The 20,869-nt window shown below is 59.1% G+C and carries 14 protein-coding genes and 1 pseudogene; all 15 read left to right on the forward strand.

Annotated features, from left to right (window positions below; translation table 11 throughout):
- Nucleotides 1-2 precede the first annotated feature (2 nt).
- Complete coding sequence (locus GXP70_RS06575) at nucleotides 3-902, forward strand: carbohydrate ABC transporter permease (protein WP_162355712.1); 900 nt, start codon at nucleotides 3-5, stop codon at nucleotides 900-902.
- Between the two features lie 72 nt (nucleotides 903-974).
- Nucleotides 975-2,573 carry an ABC transporter substrate-binding protein gene (locus tag GXP70_RS06580; RefSeq protein WP_162355713.1) on the forward strand — a complete coding sequence of 533 codons (1,599 nt, stop codon included), beginning with the start codon at nucleotides 975-977 and terminating at the stop codon, nucleotides 2,571-2,573.
- An 88-nt stretch (nucleotides 2,574-2,661) separates the two neighbouring features.
- Complete coding sequence (locus GXP70_RS06585; protein WP_162355714.1) at nucleotides 2,662-3,717, forward strand: Gfo/Idh/MocA family protein; 1,056 nt, start codon at nucleotides 2,662-2,664, stop codon at nucleotides 3,715-3,717.
- An 8-nt stretch (nucleotides 3,718-3,725) separates the two neighbouring features.
- On the forward strand, nucleotides 3,726-4,490 hold the full coding sequence (locus GXP70_RS06590; RefSeq protein WP_162355715.1) for a sugar phosphate isomerase/epimerase family protein: 765 nt from the start codon (nucleotides 3,726-3,728) through the stop codon (nucleotides 4,488-4,490).
- A 231-nt stretch (nucleotides 4,491-4,721) separates the two neighbouring features.
- A complete protein-coding gene (locus GXP70_RS06595; protein ID WP_162355716.1) occupies nucleotides 4,722-6,545 on the forward strand; it encodes a glycoside hydrolase family 35 protein in 1,824 nt (607 codons plus the stop codon).
- Nucleotides 6,546-6,581: 36 nt separating this feature from the next.
- Nucleotides 6,582-7,973: an alpha-L-fucosidase gene (locus GXP70_RS06600; protein ID WP_162355717.1), complete on the forward strand. Its 1,392-nt coding sequence runs from the start codon at nucleotides 6,582-6,584 to the stop codon at nucleotides 7,971-7,973.
- Between the two features lie 120 nt (nucleotides 7,974-8,093).
- Nucleotides 8,094-10,316, forward strand: a complete 2,223-nt coding sequence (locus tag GXP70_RS06605; RefSeq protein ID WP_162355718.1) for a helix-turn-helix domain-containing protein — start codon at nucleotides 8,094-8,096, stop codon at nucleotides 10,314-10,316.
- Nucleotides 10,317-10,654: 338 nt separating this feature from the next.
- Nucleotides 10,655-11,557, forward strand: coding sequence for an ABC transporter permease (locus GXP70_RS06610; protein ID WP_225442693.1), 903 nt, complete (start codon nucleotides 10,655-10,657; stop codon nucleotides 11,555-11,557).
- Nucleotides 11,558-11,571: 14 nt separating this feature from the next.
- A complete protein-coding gene (locus GXP70_RS06615) occupies nucleotides 11,572-12,471 on the forward strand; it encodes a carbohydrate ABC transporter permease (RefSeq protein WP_162355720.1) in 900 nt (299 codons plus the stop codon).
- 188 nt (nucleotides 12,472-12,659) lie between these two features.
- Nucleotides 12,660-14,165: a type 2 periplasmic-binding domain-containing protein gene (locus tag GXP70_RS06620; protein ID WP_225442694.1), complete on the forward strand. Its 1,506-nt coding sequence runs from the start codon at nucleotides 12,660-12,662 to the stop codon at nucleotides 14,163-14,165.
- A gap of 19 nt (nucleotides 14,166-14,184) precedes the next feature.
- Nucleotides 14,185-14,310 carry a hypothetical protein gene (locus GXP70_RS30030; RefSeq protein ID WP_263864103.1) on the forward strand — a complete coding sequence of 42 codons (126 nt, stop codon included), beginning with the start codon at nucleotides 14,185-14,187 and terminating at the stop codon, nucleotides 14,308-14,310.
- A gap of 300 nt (nucleotides 14,311-14,610) precedes the next feature.
- Nucleotides 14,611-17,754, forward strand: a complete 3,144-nt coding sequence (locus GXP70_RS06625; protein WP_162355721.1) for an alpha-mannosidase — start codon at nucleotides 14,611-14,613, stop codon at nucleotides 17,752-17,754.
- 35 nt (nucleotides 17,755-17,789) lie between these two features.
- Nucleotides 17,790-18,662: a sugar phosphate isomerase/epimerase family protein gene (locus GXP70_RS06630; protein WP_162355722.1), complete on the forward strand. Its 873-nt coding sequence runs from the start codon at nucleotides 17,790-17,792 to the stop codon at nucleotides 18,660-18,662.
- Nucleotides 18,663-18,733: 71 nt separating this feature from the next.
- Nucleotides 18,734-20,038 (forward strand): alpha-L-fucosidase, encoded by a 1,305-nt coding sequence (locus tag GXP70_RS06635; RefSeq protein WP_162355723.1) that lies wholly within the window; start codon nucleotides 18,734-18,736, stop codon nucleotides 20,036-20,038.
- 391 nt (nucleotides 20,039-20,429) lie between these two features.
- Nucleotides 20,430-20,609: pseudogene (locus GXP70_RS06640) on the forward strand (transposase); the annotation flags it as partial.
- Nucleotides 20,610-20,869 lie beyond the last annotated feature (260 nt).

Below are 20,869 nucleotides of genomic sequence, written 5' to 3' on the forward strand. Positions count from 1 at the left end.
CCATGGAGACGAAAGGCGTAGGAAAAGAAGACTTCAGCAGCATTGTCATTAAAGTCGTCAGTTATGTGAGCATCGTCTGCTTTGCCTTGGCTTGCGTGTTTCCCTTTGTCCTGATGATTTCCTCCTCTTTCATGAATGAGCAGGAAATCGTGCGCGAAGGTTACAAATTGATTCCGAAACATTTTTCCATAAAAGCTTATGAGCTGCTGCTCCACAACTCGTCTACGCTGTCCAAGGCGTACGGCGTAACGATCTTCATTACGGTTGTCGGCACCGTGGCTGGATTGTTGATGATGTCGATGGCAGGGTACGTATTGAACAGGAAGGACTTTAAATACCGCAACTTCTTCTCCTTCCTGATCTACTTCACGACACTGTTTGCCGGCGGTTTGATTCCGAGCTATATCCTGATGGTCAAATATTTGCACCTGAAGGACAGCTTGTTCGCGATGATCCTGCCGGGCGTCGTCGGCGCATGGTCGATCTTCCTGATGCGGAACTTCATGAAGTCGATCCCGGATTCCTTGTATGAATCGGCGACCATTGACGGCGCGGGGGACTTCCGGATCTACTGGCAGATTTTCATGCCGCTGGCCGTTCCGGCGCTGGCGACCATCGGTCTGTTCTCGGCGCTCGGATTCTGGAACGAATGGTATAACGGCATGCTGTACATTCAAACGCCGGACAAATTCCCATTGCAATACGTTCTGCAGCGCATGATCAACCAGACGAACGTGCAGGCGCTTATCAATCAGGGCGCGGTCATTAACACGGCGGATTTGCCTTCGCAATCCATCAAGATGGCTACCGCGGTCATGGCCACGGGGCCGATTATCCTGCTGTATCCGTTCGCGCAGCGTTATTTCGTATCCGGTCTGACGATCGGTGCCGTCAAAGGATAGGTAATACATGTCCCTCGTTAAGAAGGGCATCTATTATATAAGCTTAAGCAAACAAAAAAGGGAGCGAGAAAAATGAGAAACAAGGGCAAGAAGGTTTCGGGCATTTTACTGGCGTTTACGATGATGGGAGGGCTGATGGCCGGCTGCGGATCATCGAATGACGGCAATAATGCCGCATCGAACGGCGGCAATAACGGGTCGTCCACGGGGTCGACGAATTCGGCGACTACCGCGAACGGCGTAGACATCTCCAAAGAGGTTAAGCTGGTTTATTACCTGTGGGGCTCCGAAGGCGTTGCGAATAAAGACATTTTGGCCGAGATCAACAAGAAGCTGAAGCAGGATATCAACGCGACGATCGAAGTCAAGTATATCGACTGGCCGGATATCGCGACCAAGTATCCGCTGCTGTTCGCTTCCGGCGAGAAGTTCGACATGTCCCACGCATCGCCGGGCGCTCCGGTGTCGTATTTCACGCTTGCTAATCAGGACGCGCTCGTAGATATTACGGACATGCTGGATAAGGTTGCTCCGAAACTGAAAGCGGAAATTCCCGCATCGACGTGGGAAGCGACGAAGGTTAACGGCAAAATCTACGGCGTTCCTTCGTTGTACAGCGAATTCACGCCGACAGGCTACGCTTACCGCTCCGACCTGTTGAAGAAGTATGGCATGGAGAAAATCAGCAGCATCGCGGACATGGAGAAATACATGGACAATGTCGTGAAGAACGAGTCCTATCCGCCAATCAACGGCAATGCCGACGATGCGTTCAACATGTACCGGATGCTCGTCGAGACGACGGACATGTGGCTGAACGCGCCGGGCATCAATACGTCCGAGCTGAACCTCGTGACGAAGAGTCCGGAAGATTACAAAACCGTGTTCCACCCTGCCTTCACGCAAGAGTTTGAAGACTGGGCCGTGAAAATGCGCGAGTGGGCGGACAAAGGCTACTGGCCGAAAGACATTATGTCCTCGAAGGTCGATGCGGGCACGAACTTCAGAGCGGCGAACTCCGCAGGCTACCTGACGCATGCGCAGGACTGGATCGGCAAGTACGGCATGGACACGAAAGCGCAGCCGGATGCGAATCTGGACTTCTATACCTTCGCGGAAGCCAATCATAAGATCAAACGCAAATTGGGCGTAGAGAACTCTACGGTAATCAGCTCGACGACCGACAATCCGGAGCGTTCGCTGATGGCCATCGAGAAATTCATGACTGATCCATCCTACTACAACCTGATTCAATACGGCATTGAAGGCCGTCAATATGTCATCGAAGACGGCATGAAGAAGACGCCTGCTAACTTCGACGAGAAGAAAGACGGCGGCGGCTTCGCGGCATGGTCCCTGCGGAACGACAAATACAATCTGCCGATGGACACGGAGAACCCGATCCGCAGCAGCCTGTATGAGCAATGGAATAAAGATGCCATCAACGATCCGTACATGGGCTTCAGCTTCGATCCGAAGAACGTATCGACGGAAATCGCGGCGATCTCCAACGTCAACCAGCAATTGGGCATGCAGCTGATGCTCGGCAAGACGAAGAAGGATCCGAAAGCAGCCGTTGCCGATTACAGAAAACAACTGAAAGACGCCGGCATCGACAAAGTAATCGCAGAAGTCGAAAGACAACTCGCCGACTTTACGCCGGTCAACTAATCGAATCGATCAATCAACGAGAGAGCTATGCGCATGGGGGTAAGACCCGTGTTCATAGCTCCCTCCATATAAAGGAGCGGATGTACGAGTGAATACGCCAGTATATCGGGTTGCTTTCATCGGCTGCGGCCGGCGCGCGCATGAGCATGCGGTGGGCGTGAAGGCCGACGGCAGATGCGAGGTTGTCGGGCTGTCCGATCTTTCGGTCGAATCGTCCGAAAAGCTGAATGCCGAGTTCGGTTTCACGGCAAATATCTATACGGATCACAAGGAAATGCTTGCCCGGGAAAAGCCCGATGTCGTGCTGATCTGCCTGTGGACGCCGCTGCATCTGCCGGTCTTTCGCGATTGCGCGGAAGCGGGCGTCAAAGCCGTGCTGTGCGAGAAGCCGATGTCGCCTGCCTGGGGGGAATGCCAGGAGATGGGCCGGATCGCCGAGGAACACGGCTGCCAGCTGACCTTCTCGCTGCAGCGCCGATTCGCCAAGGGCAATCAAACCGTACGCCGCCTTATTAAGGAAGGGAAAATCGGACAGGTGGTGCGGATGGATCTGTATTCGCCGCCGAACCTGCTGGATTGCGGGATCCATACCTTCGACCAGGCCATCAGCTACATGGACGAAACGCCGGCCAAATGGGTGCTTGGCGCGGTGGATACGACCGAGACCTATAACTGGTTCAACGTTCCGTCCGAGTGCGGCGCATCCGGGCGGATCGTGTTCGCGAACGGCGTTCAAGCCAATCTCGTCTCCGGCGAGATCGATACGTGGGAGCCGTCCGGGGACGCATCGAAGATCTGGGCCGGCGTTCGCGTGTTCGGCACGGAGGGCTTCATCGAGGCGATGTGGGACGGACAGATCGTCCGCGCCGTCAATTACAACGATCCGTCCTGGAAGCCGGAGATGGAATTGTCCTCGATGTCCGAGCAGATGGAGGGCTATGTCCGCCATGCCATCGATTGCCTGGTATCGGGCGAGGAACCGGAGGTTTCGCATCGGAAAGCCCTTCGCGCCTCGGAAATTATTTTCGCCGTCTATGAATCGGTGCGCCGTCACGCGCGCGTAACGCTGCCGCTTGAAGGGGTAACGGACAGTCCGTTTATTACGATGCTGGAGAACGGCGAATTTGCCAGAGAGGGAGCGTGAGCCTGACGATGTCAAGACCGAAGCTGGGATTAATCGGAATCGTGAACGAGGAATCGAAGCAGGACTTCTGGGGAACAATGCAGCGTATCGCCGAAATCGGTTACGAAGGCATTGAAGGCTCGGGAGAGCTGCTTAATGGGGATGTCAAAGCGAATGTGGCGCGATTCCGCGAATTGGGACTGCAGGTTGCGACCCACAGCGTGAACAAGGAGCAGCTGAGAGACCCGAAGGCGCTCGATCGGGTGATCGGCGAGGCGCTCGCGCTGCAGACGAAGGATGTCACCTTCTGGTGGGATGTGGTCGATACGCGGGAGCAGCTGCTTCGCGATGCCGAACTGTACAATGCCGCCGGCGCCAGGATGAAGGCGGAAGGGCTGCGGTTCTGCTACCACAACCACGCGCATGAGTTCGAGCGTGCCTTTAACGGCGTGTACTCGCTCGATATATTGGCGGAGCATACCGATCCGGCGCATCTGTATTTCCGTCTGGACGTCGCCTGGATTACGCTTGGCGGCGCCGATCCGGCGCATATTCTGCGCAAGATGGCGGGCCGCGTGCCGGCCATCCATCTGAAGGACGTCTACGGAACCGACGAGGTCGGCAAGTGGACCGCTGTCGGCACGGGCGTGGTGAACATCCAGGCTTCGATTGAAGCGGCGAGGGAGATCGGCGTGGAATGGATGACGGTGGAGCAGGACCAGCTCCGCAATCTCACCGGGATCGAGACGGCGACCGTCAGCTATTTGAATTTGAAAGAGCAGGGCTTGCTGTAAGCCGGAACTGATTAAAGAGGCTTTCCCGCGTCGTTCGTGGCGACGATGGGATCGCCTCTTTGCGTTTTTCTGAAGGCGACTTCGCTTTTTTCGCCGCAAACCGGATTCGCGAAAATCGCAAAGTGTTCCCGGCGGGTGAAAAAGGTGAACGAACCGAAAAAATCCCGTTGAGCGCGCGTGCGCGCGCGTTTATTCTTATTCCTACGACCGAGCTGACAAAGGAGTGCGGCAATGAGTGTTTTTGCGATAACTAACGGCGCGTTTGAGAATCATGGGCAACCCGTCCGCCTGCTCTCGGGAGCGATGCATTATTTCCGGATCGTGCCGGAGTATTGGCGGGACCGGCTGCTCAAGCTGAAGGCCTGCGGCCTGAACACGGTCGAGACGTACGTCGCCTGGAACGTGCATGAACCGAAGGAAGGCGAGTTCCGCTTCGACGGCATGGCCGACGTCTGCTCCTTCATCGGGCTTGCGGGAAGTCTCGGCCTTCACGTCATCGTACGCCCGAGTCCGTATATTTGCGCGGAATTCGAATTCGGCGGTCTGCCCGCGTGGCTGCTCGCCGATTCCGATATGCAGCTGCGGTGCAGCCATCCGGCGTTCCTGCGGAAGGTCGACGCGTATTACGACGCGCTCATCCCGCGGCTGAAGCCGCTGCTCTGCACGAACGGCGGGCCTGTCATCGCCGTGCAGATCGAGAATGAGTACGGCAGCTACGGCAATGACGCGCGGTACCTGGAATACCTGAAGGAAGCGCTGATCGCGCGCGGCGTCGATACGCTGCTGTTCACGTCCGACGGCCCGACCGACGCGCTGCTGCAAGGCGGCTCCGTCCCCGGCGTGCTGGCGACGGTCAATTTCGGCTCGCAGCCGGCTTCGGCCTTCGCCAAGCTCCGGGAATACCGGACGGACGAGCCGCTCATGTGCATGGAGTACTGGAACGGCTGGTTCGACCATTGGGGCAAGCCGCATCATACGCGCGACGCGGCGGATGCCGCGGCCGTCCTGGAGGAGATGCTGGCGCTGGGCGCGTCGGTCAACTTCTATATGTTCCACGGCGGCACCAATTTCGGCTTCTACAACGGCGCGAACTGCCAGGAGCCGAATCTGTACGAGCCGACGGTCACGAGCTACGACTACGACGCGCCGCTCGACGAAACCGGCGAGCCGACGGCCAAATATTTCGCTATGCGCGACATCATCGCCCGGCATGCGCAGACGGAGCTGGCAAGCTTGCCGGAGCTCCCGCCGCCGGCGGGGCGTCGAGCCTACGGCCGCGTCGAGCTGACGGAGCGTGCGGCCTTGTTCGGGCAGCTGGACGCGCTGTCCGCACCGGTCGAGGCGATTGCGCCGCTGCCGATGGAGAAATTCGGGCAGCAATACGGGTTTATTTTGTACACGACGCGGATCAGCGGACCGCGGCCGGAGGAGCGCCTCTTCATACAAGAGGCGCGGGACAGGGCGCTGGTCTTCCTCGACGGCGCGTACCAAGGCATGATCGAGCGGGGGCAGACGGTACAATCGCTGCCGATCGCCATTCCGCCGGAAGGAGCAAGGCTCGATATTCTGGTGGAGAACATGGGCAGGATCAATTACGGCCCTTACTTGAAGGATGCGAAGGGCATTACCGAAGGCGTGCGCCTCGGCTTCCAGTTTCTCTTCGGCTGGACGGTCCGCCCGCTGCCGTTGGAGGACTTGTCCGCGCTGCGCTATGAGCGCAATGACAGCCGTGACAGCCATGACAGCCATGACAGCCAATCGTCGAACGAACAAGGGGAACAGCCGCGCTTCTACCGGGGAACGTTCCGCATCGGCGAAATCGCCGACACGTTCCTCGACATGGAAGGCTGGACGAAAGGCGTCGTCTTCGTCAACGGCTTCAACCTTGGCCGTTACTGGAACCGGGGGCCGCAGCGGACGCTGTACGTGCCTGCGCCGCTGCTGCGCGCCGGCGACAATGAAATCGTTATTTTCGAGCTGCATCATGCGCGGGAAGCCGCGGTCGTCCTGACGGACGCGCCGATGCTTGACCACCGCTACGACAACCGCCAATAAGCGATAGAGGAACCGACATACGAGGAGGATGCAGCAATGAGCGAAGCGATGAACGAGACCGTCCAAGAGGTCGAGAACGGCGTTCATAATTACAGCAGCGAGACCGATTGGGTGAAGCCGGAGAACCCGGTGACGCTGGAGCGGCTGGAATGGTTCAAGGACCAGAAGCTGGCCTTGATGATGCACTGGGGCCCGTATTCCCAGATCGGCATGGTCGAATCGTGGATTCTGAGCGACGAGGACGGCGACTGGGCCCGGAACGACGTCGATTGGACGAACGATTACGAGGAAATGAAGCGGGAATACTTCGACCTGAACAAGACGTTCAATCCGATCCGTTTCGAACCGCGGAAATGGGCGGAAGCGGCGGCCGAAGGCGGCTTCAAATATCTGATCTTCACGACGAAGCATCATGACGGCTTCTGCATGTGGGACACGCAGACGACGGATTACCGCATCACCGGCAGCGAGACGCCGTTCCGTTCGCACCGCTATGCCGACGTCTGCAAGAATCTGTTCGACGCGTTCCGCGACAAGGGGCTCGCGATTTCCGCCTACTTCTCCAAGGCGGACTGGCATACGCCGTACTATTGGGCGCCGGGCACGGAACGCGGCACGCATACTTGGCGCGGCCCGTCATACGATCCGAAGGCGAATCCGGAGCTGTGGGAGCAATTCGTCGGCTTCACGCATGACCAGATCATGGAGCTGATGACCCGATACGGCCGGATCGATATTCTGTGGCTGGATGCCGGATGGGTACGGGACGGCGGCCGCGTCAGCCAGGATATCCGCCTCGGCGAAGCGGTGGAACGCGCGCGCCGGACGCAGCCGTGGCTGCTGGCGGCCGACCGCACCGTCGGCGGCCCGTACGAGAACTACGTCACGCCGGAGCAGACCATCCCCGAGCGCCCGCTGAACGTGCCGTGGGAGAGCTGCATCACGATCGGCACGTCGTTCTCCTTCGGGTTCGAGGATCGTTATAAATCCGGGCGTCAATTGGTGCGCATCCTGATGGAGGTCGTCGCCAAAGGCGGCAATCTCGCGCTGAACGTCGGTCCGCAGCCGGACGGCAGACTGCCGAAGGGCGCCCTGCGGAGCATGAAGGAGCTCGGCGCCTGGCTGAAGGCGCATGGCGAAGCGGTCTACGGCACGCGTATTTGCGCCCCGTACTTCACGGGCGAGTGCGCCTTCACGCGCAAAGGCGAGACGGTCTACTGCACGTACTTGTACGCGGGCGAGGACAGCCGCGTCAGCGAGACGATTACGATCCCGTATACGGGCACGGTCGCGAAGGTCGAGCTTGTCGGCACCGGCGAGCCTGCCGCCTTCGAGCAGAACGGCGCGGGACTTGCGCTGCAGCTTCCGGCGAGTCAATTGAACGGCGGCGCAGCTCCGATTGCGCATGTTTTCCGCCTGCTTCCTTAAGCATGGAGCAGCAATGGTAGAATTGCTGACGCAAATCGTGTAAAATGATTTGTTCAAAGTGAATGATGCGGCATTCCAAATTGCAGGATGCGCCGGCGAACCGGCGACGGGAGGGATCATATGAACAGAAGCTGGTTTCGCAAATTATTACTATCGTATCTTCCCGTCTTCGTCGTCGTCGTCGCGATCCTGTTCGTCGTGTTCTTCCAGTCGCTCAGCGAGCAGAACCGCAAGCAGACGGTGAAGGCGAACGCGTTTCTCGCGGAGCAGGCCGTGCGGATGACGGACAGCTCCCTGCAGGCGATCGACTATCAAATTCTGCGCGATACGCTGTCGTCCGGCGAACTGAGACGGTTCTTCGGCACGGACAGCGACGACGTCTACGGCAATATCCAGGCGAACACGCGAATTGACGACTGGAAGCTCAATTACGGCATTATCGATTCGGTCTATATGATCCGCTTGAAGGATCAATTCATTCTTGGCGACGGTTCGGCGCAGCAAGCGGAATTCCCGGATCAGTCGTTCATCCAGCCGTATATCGAACAGCGCGCGCCGCTCGGCAAATGGTCGGGACAACGCAGCTACAAGGCGTATCCCTCGTCGTCGTCGTCGAGCGTCATTACGCTGGTGCAGGGCTACCCGCAATTTACGTCGGCGAAGCAAGGGTTCATCGTCATCAATGTCAGCCTGGCGAAGCTCAAGAAGACGATCGCGCCGATGTACAATCCGAAGGTGACGTTCATCCGGTTCAGCGACAGCTCCGGCGGCGTGCTGATGGATGACGGCGCCGACGCGCCGAAGAACAGAAGCGTGCTGGCCGAATACGTGTCCTCGTATACCGGCTGGACGGCCGCGAGCGGTCCGGCAAGCGGTACGCTGTCCCGGATCGCGCTCAACTTCTACAGCGTATGGGTCATTATCGCGCTTGCCGTCGTGCTGCTCGGCATCGTGTGGGTCGTGCATATTACGCGCCGCAACTACAAGCCGATCAGCCAGCTCGTGTCGCTCATTCGGACGAGCGCGCTGATGAAGCCCGAGTCCGAGATCGGCCAGCCCGGCGGCAATGAGTTCGGCTTCATTCAGGGCGCGCTGGAGCAGCTGATGGAAGAGACGACCAGAACGCGGCAGAAGGACAAGGAAACGATTATTTTGCGGAAGAAGCACCGCTTCCAGGATGCGGTCGAAGGCATCGTCCCGGTTCGCGAGACGGAATGGCAGACGGACCTGCTTGCCTTCCACATCCATCCGGCAGGCGGGCTGGCCTTCATGCTGGAGCTTGAAATCGACCGCTACGCGCAGTTCGCCGAGCGTTACCATCATCAGGATCAATCGGTGCTGAAATTCGTCGTCTCCAGCGTGACGCAGGAGATCGCGACGATGAACGGCGCTTCGGTATGGGCGGAATGGATATCGGAACGGCGAATGTCCGCGATCGTATGGGTGCCGGACGAGGCGGACGGCCCGGCGCTCAGCCTGTCCGTCGGGGAGCAGATCGTGGAATGGGTGCGCGGCAATTTGAGCTTCTCCGTCACGATCGGCGTCCACGGCATGGCGGCTACCCTCGAGGAAATCCGGCGTTCGCACGAGATCGCGGGCGACCTGCTGCAATACAAGGCGGTGCTCGGCACGGGCAGAATGCTCGATGGGGCGGAGCTGGAGGACGCGAAATTCCGCACGCACGATTATTTCGGCGCGATTCATGCGCTGGCGCAGGCGACCCGGCTTGCCGAGGGCGGATGGCGGAAGCCGATGGACGAGCTGTTCGATCAGATGAAGGACGCCGTCTCGTCGCGCAAGGAGATCGAGAGCATCATGCAGTTCCTGCATCAGCAGCTGAACCGGTTGTTCCAGGAGCTGCCCAAGGATTATCGCAACGTGTGGAAGGATACCGGGGCGGAATTGCTGGAGCTGCTGGCCGATTGGGAGACGCTGGAGGAGCTGAAGCAGGGCTGCACGCTGATCTTCGAGGCGGCGTCCGCCAAGCTGACGGTTCTGAAGGATTCGCAGCGGACGCGGGCCGTCATCGGCGATATTCGCGCGTATATCGAAGGGAATTATCCGAATCCGGATTTATCGCTCGATCATCTAAGCGACAAATTCGCGATCCACGCGAAGAACATCAGCAAGCTGTTCAAGGAAGAGGCCGGCTGCAATTTCGTCGACTTCCTGATCGGCCTGCGGATGGACAAGGCGAAGCAGCTGCTGCTGTCGACGGACAAATCGCTGCAGGAAATCAGCGGCGAGGTCGGCTATTTCAACTACAATTCCTTCAACCGGGCGTTCAAGAACGTGGCGGGCATGTCGCCGAGCGACTACCGCAAGAAGCAGGCGGCGCGATAAAACCGATCAACCTTGAAACTGCCGAAGCTCGGCGGCATTCAAGGTTTTTTTGCGTGCATCCGGCCGGGACGGCGAAAATCATGCACCGTAGAAAAAGGCGAAGCCCGCGCCGGCATGCATCATTCTACCGCTCGCCATGCGCCGGATAACCGCTCCGGCGAAAATTGCATGCTCGCCGAATCTTACGAATTGCCCCTGTCCGCGGCGCAGGGCTAGAATCAGGCTATCGATCCGAACGGGCCTCTCGGCGGTCGTGTCGCATTGATCGCGATAAGACGTGATCGCGGCCAGGGGATTCGGACAACAACACTGATTCTGAAATCGAAGGAGAAATGCGGATGGTAACATGGTTGAAAATGAGACGGAGCTGGGAACTGTATCTCCTCGTGCTTCTGCCGGTGCTTTATCTCATTATATTCCAATATATCCCGATGTTCGGCGTCATGATCGCCTTCAAGGATTTCAATGTCATCAAAGGCATTCTGGGCAGCCCGTGGGTGGGCTTCAAGCATTTCGACGAGCTGTTCCGTTCGCCGAATTTCCCGCTGCTGCTGAAGAACACGCTGATCATCAGCTTCTATTCGCTGCTGGCCGGCTTCCCGATCCCGATTCTGCTGGCGCTGGCGCTGAACGAAATCCGGACGGGCTTCTTCAAGAAAACCGTGCAGATGATTACGTACGCCCCGCACTTCATCTCGACCGTCGTCATGGTATCGATCATCATTCTGATGCTGTCGCCGCATGTCGGCGTCGTGGACAAGGTGCTGACGTTCTTCGGCTGGTCGGACACGAACTTCATGGGCGAGCCGAAGCTGTTCAAGTCCATCTATGTCTGGTCCGGCGTCTGGCAGGAGATGGGCTATGCCTCCATTATCTACATTGCCGCGCTCGCCGGCGTCGATCCTTCGCTCTACGAAGCGGCGCGCATGGACGGGGCTTCCCGGTTCAAGAAGATTTTGTACATCGATCTGCCTTCCTTGATCCCGATCGCGGTCACGATGCTGATCCTGAGCCTCGGCAGCGTCATGGCGGTAGGCTTCGAGAAAATCTATCTGATGCAGAATCCGCTGAACACCAGCGCGTCGGAGGTCATCTCCACCTACGTGTACAAGGTCGGCCTCTTGGGGGCGAACTTCAGCTTCTCCACCGCGGTCGGATTGTTCAATTCCGTGATCAATCTGATTCTGCTCGTGATCGTCAACGCAATTGCCCGTAAAGTTTCAGATAACAGCTTGTGGTAGAAAGGCGGCCGTCTATGTTGACCAAGACCAAAATCCGGGAACCGTTCGGCGACCGCATGCTGCTCGTCGTGATTTACGCGCTGCTCGGCGCGTTGACGCTGTCGGTGCTGTACCCGCTCCTTTATATTCTCAGTTCGTCGCTCAGCTCGCCGGGCGCGGTCGTCTCCGGGCAGGTATGGCTCTACCCGGTTCACTTCTCGCTGAAGGCGTACCAGTCGATTTTCAAAAGCTCGCAGCTCATGCTGGGCTATTACAACAGCATCGTGTATACGGTCGTCGGCACGTTCATCAACATCGTCTTCACCGTGCTGATGGCGTTCCCGCTGTCGCAGCGCATGATGCCGGGGCGCAAATACATCATGATTCTGATGATGATCACCATGTTCTTCAGCGGCGGACTCATTCCGACGTACATGCTGGTCAAGAACCTGCACATGCTGGATACCCGCTGGGCGCTCTGGCTCCCGGGCGCGTTCTCCGTCTTCCAGGTTATCATCGCCCGGACGTTCTTCATGTCGTCGATCCCGGCGGAGCTGCAGGAAGCGGCCCAAATCGACGGCTGCCGCGACACGCGCTACCTGTGGAGCATCGTCCTCCCGCTGTCGAAGCCGATCCTCGCCGTCATGACGCTGATGTATGCCGTCGGCCATTGGAATGCGTACTTCGACGCGCTGATCTATTTGAAATCGGAACATCTATTCCCGCTGCAGTACGTGCTTCGCAACATGCTCATTCTGAACGCGGCCGATCCGGAAATGCTGGCGAACACGGCGCAGAAGCTGCGCGATCAGGGCTTCGAGCAGGTGCTGAAATACGCGCTGATCGTCGTCGCCTGCATACCGGTGCTCATCATGTACCCGTTCGTGCAGAAGCATTTCGTGAAAGGCGTGATGATCGGCTCGCTGAAGGGCTAGATCCGGCCTGGAAGCCGAATGCATAAGATGGCCGATTTCATAGGCAGCTTGCGATTGGTGAATTATAGGCGGAGGTGAGGCGGCACGGCATAGATCGCATCAACGGCATCAAGGCAGGGGGAGCCCGCTCAAGCCGGGGCTTGAGGGGTACACAGAACTTATGATCATTCCAAGGAGGAATCATTGCTTTGAAAAAGTCCATTTGGGTATCGCTTATGCTTGTCATGATCAGCAGCGTCGCGCTCTCGGCGTGCGGCAGCAAGGAGAACGGCAGCGGCGCGAACGGCGCGAACGCAGGGGCTTCGGGCTCGGCCGCATCGTCCAAACCGACCACGATCGGATTCTTCGCGCCGCAAGGGAAGGCGCCGCTCGAGGATAACGATTATACGAAATACGTCGAGCAGAAATTCAACGTCAACATCAAGTGGGACCTGGCGCCGGCCGACGCGCTCGTCGACCGCAGGCAGCTGCTGCTCGCGAGCGGCGACTATCCGGAAGTGTTCCTGGAGGGCAAATTCACGAACGCCGATCTGATGACGTACGGCAAGCAGGGCGTGCTCATCCCGCTGAACGACCTGATCGACAAATACGCGCCGAACCTCAAAGCGATGATGGACAAGAAGCCGTATTTGAAAGAAGCGATGACAGCACCGGACGGCAACATCTACGGTATTCCGCGCTTTAACGAATGCGATCATTGCATCTACTCGCAGAAGTACTGGATCAATCAAGAGTGGCTCGACAAGGTCGGCCTTAAAGTGCCGACGACGACCGATGAGCTATACAACGTGCTGAAGGCGTTCAAGACGAAAGACCCGAACGGCAACGGCAAAGCGGACGAAATCCCGCTGACGGGCGCTCCGAACAAATACGTCTTTAACGGCAACATCGATGCGTTCCTGATGAACGCTTTCATCTATAACGATAACGACAAGTACTTGACCGTGACGGACGGCAAAGTCGATTTTGCCGCGAACAAGCCGCAGTGGAAAGAAGGCCTCGCGTACATGCACAAGCTGTACAGCGAAGGCTTGATCGACAAAGCGTCCTTTACGCAGAACGACCAGGCCGTAAGCCAGCTCGGCAACCGCGAAGGCGACGAAGTCGTCGGCTCCGTCACGACGGCGCTGCTCAGCTACCTGGTCGATACGTACGACGACACGAAGACGCGCCACAAGCACTGGGTCATCGTGCCACCGCTGAAAGGGCCTGAAGGCGTGCAGCTGGCCGGCGCTTCCCAAGGCTTCGGGGAATTCGCGATGGCGATCACGAACAAAGCGAGCGAAGCGCAGCAGATCGCGGCGATCAAGATCGCCGATTATGCCTACAGCGAGGAAGGCGCGCTGTACAGCGAATACGGCGTGAAAGAAGGCGACGGCTGGAAGAAGGCGAACGCGGACGAGAAGAACATCGACGGCAAGCCGGCCAAGTACAGCTTCTCCAATCTGGCGCCGGTCGACCCGAACGTCGTCCGCAACGACAGCTGGTCGCTGCTCGGACCGAAGGATCTGTCCAAGGACTTCCGCGACCTGTTCGCGACGTCGCAAGATCCGCTGACTGCCGACGGTTACGGGAAACGTCTGGCTGACGCGACCAAGGCATACGCGCCGTACACGCCGAAGGAATTTTACCCGTCCAGCGCCTACGTTCGTCCGGAAGATACGGATACGATCGCAGCTTGCAACTTCCATTAAAGATTACGTACAATCGAATATGGCGCAATTCATCATCGGCGACAAGAGCCTGGATAAAGATTGGGATGCGTACGTGAAAGGGTTCGACGGCTTGAACCTGCCGCAATACATCCAAATCTACCAATCCGCGCTGGAGAAAAAGTAAAGTCAAACGGCAACAGGAAGTATTCCTTCGGGCATACTTCCTTCTGCTTGTCCGCGCGAGGCCGCGCTTGCCGGGCGAATTGAACGGGAGACGCAACTCTGCGCCGGCAGTTGGCGTATGTAAGGTGAGGCGTTAGCCGAGAAGCAAGCAGCTAGCAGCAGATAACAGACAGCACAGACGGCAGACAGCAAGCAGCACAGACAGCAAGACTGCAGACAGCACAGACAACAGACAGCAAGCAGCACAGACAGCAAGACAGGAAAGGGCGCAGCCGCGGCTGTGTCGAGAAAGGGGCAACACATGCAACGCATCCATCGTTTTATCCACCATTTATCGGAACGCCAATGGGCGGAGTCGCTTCCGCTGCACGACTGGCAGGTCAAGAGAACCCGTTACGGACTTCCGGGCGAGTATGAAACGCTGCCGGACGGCGAAGAGCGCCTGCAGAAGGAGATGACGCTCGACGGGCAATACGGCATTACTTATTTCCTGTCCAAGCAAATTTCGATTCCGCGGGAATGGGAGCCGGGCACGGCCGCGCTGACGATCGCCGGCGGCGGCGAAGGCTTGCTGCGCATCAACGGCAAGTCGTACCAGGGCATCGACCGCAACCATAACGTCGTGCCGCTGTACCTGGCAGGCGCGGGCTTGACGCCGAAGCTGGAATTCGAGCTGTTCGATCCGATTCCCGAGCCGGTCGATCCGCTCAATAACCAGGCGCCGCTGAGCCCGCCCGTGACGCGGTTCGAGGTGAAGCTCGTCCGGATCAACAAGGCGGCGCAGAGCTTGCTGTACAGCGTGCAGGCCGTCTACGAGACGATGAGCCTGCTGCCTGAGCCGGACGCCAATCGCGGGCGGCAGCTGGACATGCTCTATGAAACGATGAACGACTGCGGCGAACTGACCGAGGAAGAGTGGCAGGACGGCGAGCGGCTGTCCGCCATCGAGCGCCGTCTCAGGGACCGGATCGCCTCCGCATTCCCGGCGCCGCCGATGCAGGGCAAGATGCATATGGTCGGACAGTCCCATATCGACATCGCCTGGCTGTGGCCGGTGCGGGAGACGGTACGCAAGGCAAGCCGCACGTTCTCGACGATGACGTCGCTTATGGAGGAATACCCGGATTTCGTCTACTCCCAGAGCCAGCCGCTGCTGTATCGGTTCGTGAAGGAGCATGACCCCGCGCTTTACGCCAAAATCAAGCAAGCGGTCGCCGACGGACGCTGGGAGCTGGTCGGCGGCATGTGGGTGGAGCCGGATTTGAACATTCCGAGCGGCGAGTCGCTCGTCCGTCAAATCCTTCACGGCCAGCGATTCTACCGCGACGAGTTCGGGAAGGGCTCGGCGATCGAATGGCTGCCGGATACGTTCGGCTACTGCGCCTCGCTGCCGCAAATTCTGAAGCTGGCCGGCGTCGATTACTTCATGACGACGAAGCTGAACTGGAACGACACGAACAAATTCCCGCATGAGCTGTTCCGCTGGGTCGGCATCGACGGCACGCCGATCGTGTCGTACCTCAGCTATGCGCTGAACGAGAACACGCGGCCGAAGAACGTCGAGAAGAGCTGGAGCGAGTACCGGCAGAAGGACAAGCTGAACGAGCTAATGCTGCTGTACGGACACGGGGACGGCGGCGGCGGCGTGACGCGCGACATGATCGAGCTCGTGCGCCGCAGCGAGCTGATGCCGGGCCTTCCCGCGGGCGGCTTCAGCACGGCGGGCGCGTTCTTCGAAGCGGCCGGCGAGGTTGCGCAGACGCTGCCGGAATGGCATGGCGACTTGTACCTGGAGCTGCATCGCGGCACGCTGACGACGCATGGCCGGAACAAGCGCAGCAACCGCAAGGCGGAAGCGCTTTACCGCGAAGCGGAGATTTGGGGCGCGCTCGCCGGCGCATACGCGGGCGCGGACATGGACGCCGACGCGATGGACCGGGGCTGGAAGCTGCTGCTGCTGAACCAGTTCCACGACATCATTCCGGGCACGGCGATTACCGAAACGTACGGGACGTCGGCGGCGGAGTACGAGGAACTGTTCGCGATCGGAGGCAAGGAGCTCGACCGCGCGCTGCTGGCACTGGCCGGCGCCGTCGACGCGGCGGGCGAAGGCACGCCTTACGTCGTATTCAACAGCCTCGGCTGGGAGCGCGAAGAGACGATTCTTATCGCGGGCGGGGCGGAGCTTGCGGGTTTGTGCGCGTATGACGAATCCGGCTTCCGCCTGCCATCCGACTGGCTCCCGGGCGAAGGGGCGGGCGGCGGGCAAGGCGGCTTGCTGGTGACGGTGCCGGCGATTCCGGCGTTCGGCTACATGACGATCTGGCTGCGCGAAGCGGCCGGCGCGGCGGAGCAGACGCGGGACGCGGGCTCGAACGCGGCCGATCTCGACGCATGGGAGACGGTGCACTACCGGCTGGAGTTCAACGCGCGCGGCGAAATCGTCCGCTGGCTGGACAAGGCGGCGCAGCGCGAGCTGCTTCGGCCGGGCGCGAAGGCGAACGAGCTGCAGTTCTTCCACGACAAGCCGACGTACTGGGATGCTTGGGATATCGATCCGAAGTACGAGCAGCAGCCTGCAGGCAAGGCCGAGCTGATCGGGAAGCGTCTGATCTTGTCCGGCGATACGGCCGATATCATCCGCTTCGAGTGGAAGCTGGGCCAATCGCGGATTACGCAGGATCTGATCCTGTATCCGCATCAGAAGCGCGTCGACTTCAGAACCCGCGTGCAGTGGCAGGAGAGCCACAAGCTGCTGAAGGTCGCGTTCCCTGTCGACATCGTATCGACCAAAGCGGCCTACGAAATTCCGTTCGGCGCCCTGGAGCGTCCGACGCATCGCAACACGAGCTGGGAGCAGGCGCAATACGAAGTGTGCGGACACCGCTGGGCGGACATCTCGGAAGGCAGCGGCTACGGCGTCAGCTTGCTGAACGACTGCAAATACGGCTACGACGTCAAGGACGGCGTCCTTCGCTTGTCCCTGCTGCGCGCGCCGAAATGGCCGGATAACACGGCGGACCAGGGCGAGCATGAGTTCACGTATTCGCTGTATCCGCATGAACGGGACTGGCGGAGCGCCGAGGTCGTGCGCAGAGCGGCGGAATTGAACCATCCGGCCGTCGCGCTTCGGCTGCCTGCGGGAAGCGGGAACGGCGCCGGTCAAGGGAAGCTGCCGTCGACGAATACGCTGCTGGAGCTCGACAGCCGCACCGTCGTGCTCGACACGGTGAAGATCGCCGAAAGCGGCGAAGGCATCGTGCTGCGGTTGTACGAATCGACCGGCAACCGCGATCGCATCGCATTCCGGCTGCCGCCTGCCGCGAAGCGGGCCAGCATCGTCAATCTGCTGGAAGACGAGCTGGAAGCCTGCAGCATCGGTCAAGACGGCATGATCGCGCTGACGTTCAAGCCGTTCGAGATCAAATCGATTCACTTGGCGTAAGCCTGCAGTTCAAACCTGGGAGAGGCGGTAACGCAATGAAAATCGGATTAAGCACGTACAGCTTGTTGGGGGCGCTCAAGTCCGGCGAAATGACGGTCCTGGACGCGATTGACTGGATTAAGGAGAACGGCGGCGAGCATATGGAGATCGTGCCGTACGGCTTTACGCTCGTGGATAACCCGGAGTTGGCCGACGCGGTGCGCGAGAAGGCGGAGGCGGCCGGCATCGAGCTGTCCAACTACTCCATGCCGGCGAATTTCGTGCAGCCGGACGAAGCGGCGTTCGAGGCGGAGATGGCGCGCGTCAAGGCGCATGTCGATCTCGTTCGGCGGCTCGGCATCAAGCATATGCGTCACGACGTGACGGCGTTCACGATCGAGAAGGAGCAGATGACGATCGCCTGGTTCGAGGAGAGCCTGCCGCTCATCGTCAAGGGCAGCCGGATCATCGCGGACTACGCGGCGCAATACGGAATCACGACGACAATCGAGAATCACGGCTTCAGCGTTCAGGCGAGCGACCGGGTGCAGCGGGTGCTGCAGCTGGTGGACCGTCCGAATTTCAAGACGACGCTCGACGTCGGCAATTTCATGTGCGTCGACGAGAATCCGGTGATCGGCGTCATGAAGAACTTGCCGTACGCGTCCCTGGTGCACTTCAAGGATTTCTACTTCCGGTCGTTCGACGAATCGCCGGGCGGCGGCGACTGGTTCCGCACGAGCAACGGCAACTATTTGCGGGGCGCGATCGTCGGGCACGGCGAGATACCGCTTCGCCGCATCGTCAAGCTGATCAAAGGCTTCGGGTATGACGGCAACGTCACGGTCGAATTCGAAGGCATGGAAGAGTGCAAACGAGCGTCGCGGATCGCGATGGACAACCTGCGCCAGTTGTGGCAGGAAGCGTAACGGGAATGAACGGGAATGAACAGATGTTAACGGAAATTCAAAAATTCGTTTAGGGGAAGGCGGATTTGAGGATGCAGACGGAGAAGAACGCGCAGACCGCCGCGGCGGCGGAAACGCGCATCGTACCAACGGCCAGGCAGCTGGCTTACCAGGATTGGGAGTTCGGATTGTTCCTGCATTTCGGCTTGCGCACGTATTATGAAGGCTATGCCGATTTCGACGAGCGTCCGATGACGCCCGCCGCTTTCAACCCGATCGGCCTGGATTGCGAGCAATGGATCCGGACCGCCAAGGAAGCGGGCATGACGTATGCGGTGTTGACGGCGAAGCATCACGACGGCTTCTCCAACTGGCCGTCGAAGTACAGCCGGTTCACGGTCGAAGCGTCGCCGTGGAAAGAAGGCAAAGGCGACGTCGTGCGCGAGTACGTCGACGCTTGCCGCAAGTACGGCGTGAAGGCGGGGCTGTATTACTCGCCTTACGACGGCTCGGCCGACTTCTATTCGCAGGACGCCCAGGCGTACGACGATTATTTCGTGAACCAGATCACGGAGCTGCTCGGCAATTACGGCGAGATCGACATCCTGTGGTTCGACGGGTGCGGCTCCGAGGACCACGAGTACGATTGGCCGCGGATTATCCGGACGATCCGCGGGCTTCAGCCGAATATTCTGATCTTCAACATGGGCGACCCGGACTTCCGCTGGGTCGGCAACGAGGACGGCATCGCGCCGATCCCGTGCTGGAACACGGTCGATTCCGTCGACTTCTCGATCTACTCGGAGAAGAAGGAGCAGCTCGGCAGCCGGCTGTGGCTGCCTGCGGAATGCGACGTGCAGATGCGGGCGAACGGCGGCACCTGGTTCTACAGCGATAACGACGAGCACATGGTCAAGAGCGTCGATGAGCTGATGGGCCTCTATTATCTATCCGTCGGCCGCGGCGCGAACCTGCTGCTGAATATCGGGCCGAACCGCGAAGGGCTGCTGCCTGCGAAGGACGCCGCGCATCTCGGGGCGCTCGGCGGCGAGATCCGCCGCCGTTTCGGCAGTCCGATCGCGTCGCTTGCCGCCTGCAAGCGGGAAGGGACGCAGTGGCGGTACGATGCGGAGAAGCCGCATCTGATCGATCACATCATCCTTCAAGAGGACCTGACGGACGGCGAGCGCGTGCTCTCCTTCCGCATATCGGTTCTGTCGGCGAAGACCCGTACGTCGGTTGCCATCTACGAAGGCCGCAACATCGGGCACAAGGCGATTATCCGCATTCCGGCGGTCAAAGCGTCGGGCGTCATTCTGGAAGTGATCGCAAGCAGCGGCGAGCCGGTGCTGCGCGAGCTGTCGATTCACTACGCGGGAGATGCGGGGATTATATAATCCTTGGCGTCAGAGGGGTGCGACTGTCCCATAAGTCATCTTAGATGACGACGGCGGGAAGCCCTTCTTAATGAGAGGTTTCTTCACCATCCTCAGGCTGTTGAGAAGGTGTTCGGGTCAAGGCCCGCGGCTGACAACGCTACCACTAGGGCAGCATGCATCGGTGTTACTCCTCCACGAACAGACATCGGGAGGTGGACAGACGATCCGCTATTTGATCGAAATCGGCATTTTGGAGGCAACGATCGGACATAGAATGCGTTATTGGCTCCGGAATGCAGCCAAAACCCGGCTTTCGGCAGAAATAGCGGATCTCCTGTCCGGCAGCAAGCGAAACATCGATGCATACGAGCAAATAAAGGATCTCATGTCCGTTCCCCACACCCTTTTCCGGAGGATACATGAGTCGGAAAGTGTTTTCGGACAACGGAAGAGCAGCCGGGGATTCCGGAGGTTTCTGCTTCAGGGCTTACCAAAAGGCAGCTTGGAGGTGGGATGGCTTTCGATTGCTCACAATCTGCACAAGATGGCAGCGGTCGATGCAAACAGACCCAAGATGATGCAGCGCTAGGTCTGCCCATCTTGGGTCTTTGCGGTTTACGGTTTGGTTCTATCCCCTAACTTACGTACGGGACAGCCCCGATCCGCACGCTGCACGTACGAAGCGCACGCCGCACGTACGCGCGCATGTTGTGCAGATTCGGCTAAAGACCGTAATGTCATTCGGCCGCATTGACCGCGTACGTCGCGACGGAAGACAATACGACATAGGCGTACGATTGGTACGAAATGTCGATCCCGCCGTTCATGTTTGCCTGCGCAGGACCTCTT

Source organism: Paenibacillus lycopersici, assembly GCF_010119935.1.
GTDB classification, from domain to species: domain Bacteria; phylum Bacillota; class Bacilli; order Paenibacillales; family Paenibacillaceae; genus Paenibacillus_Z; species Paenibacillus_Z lycopersici.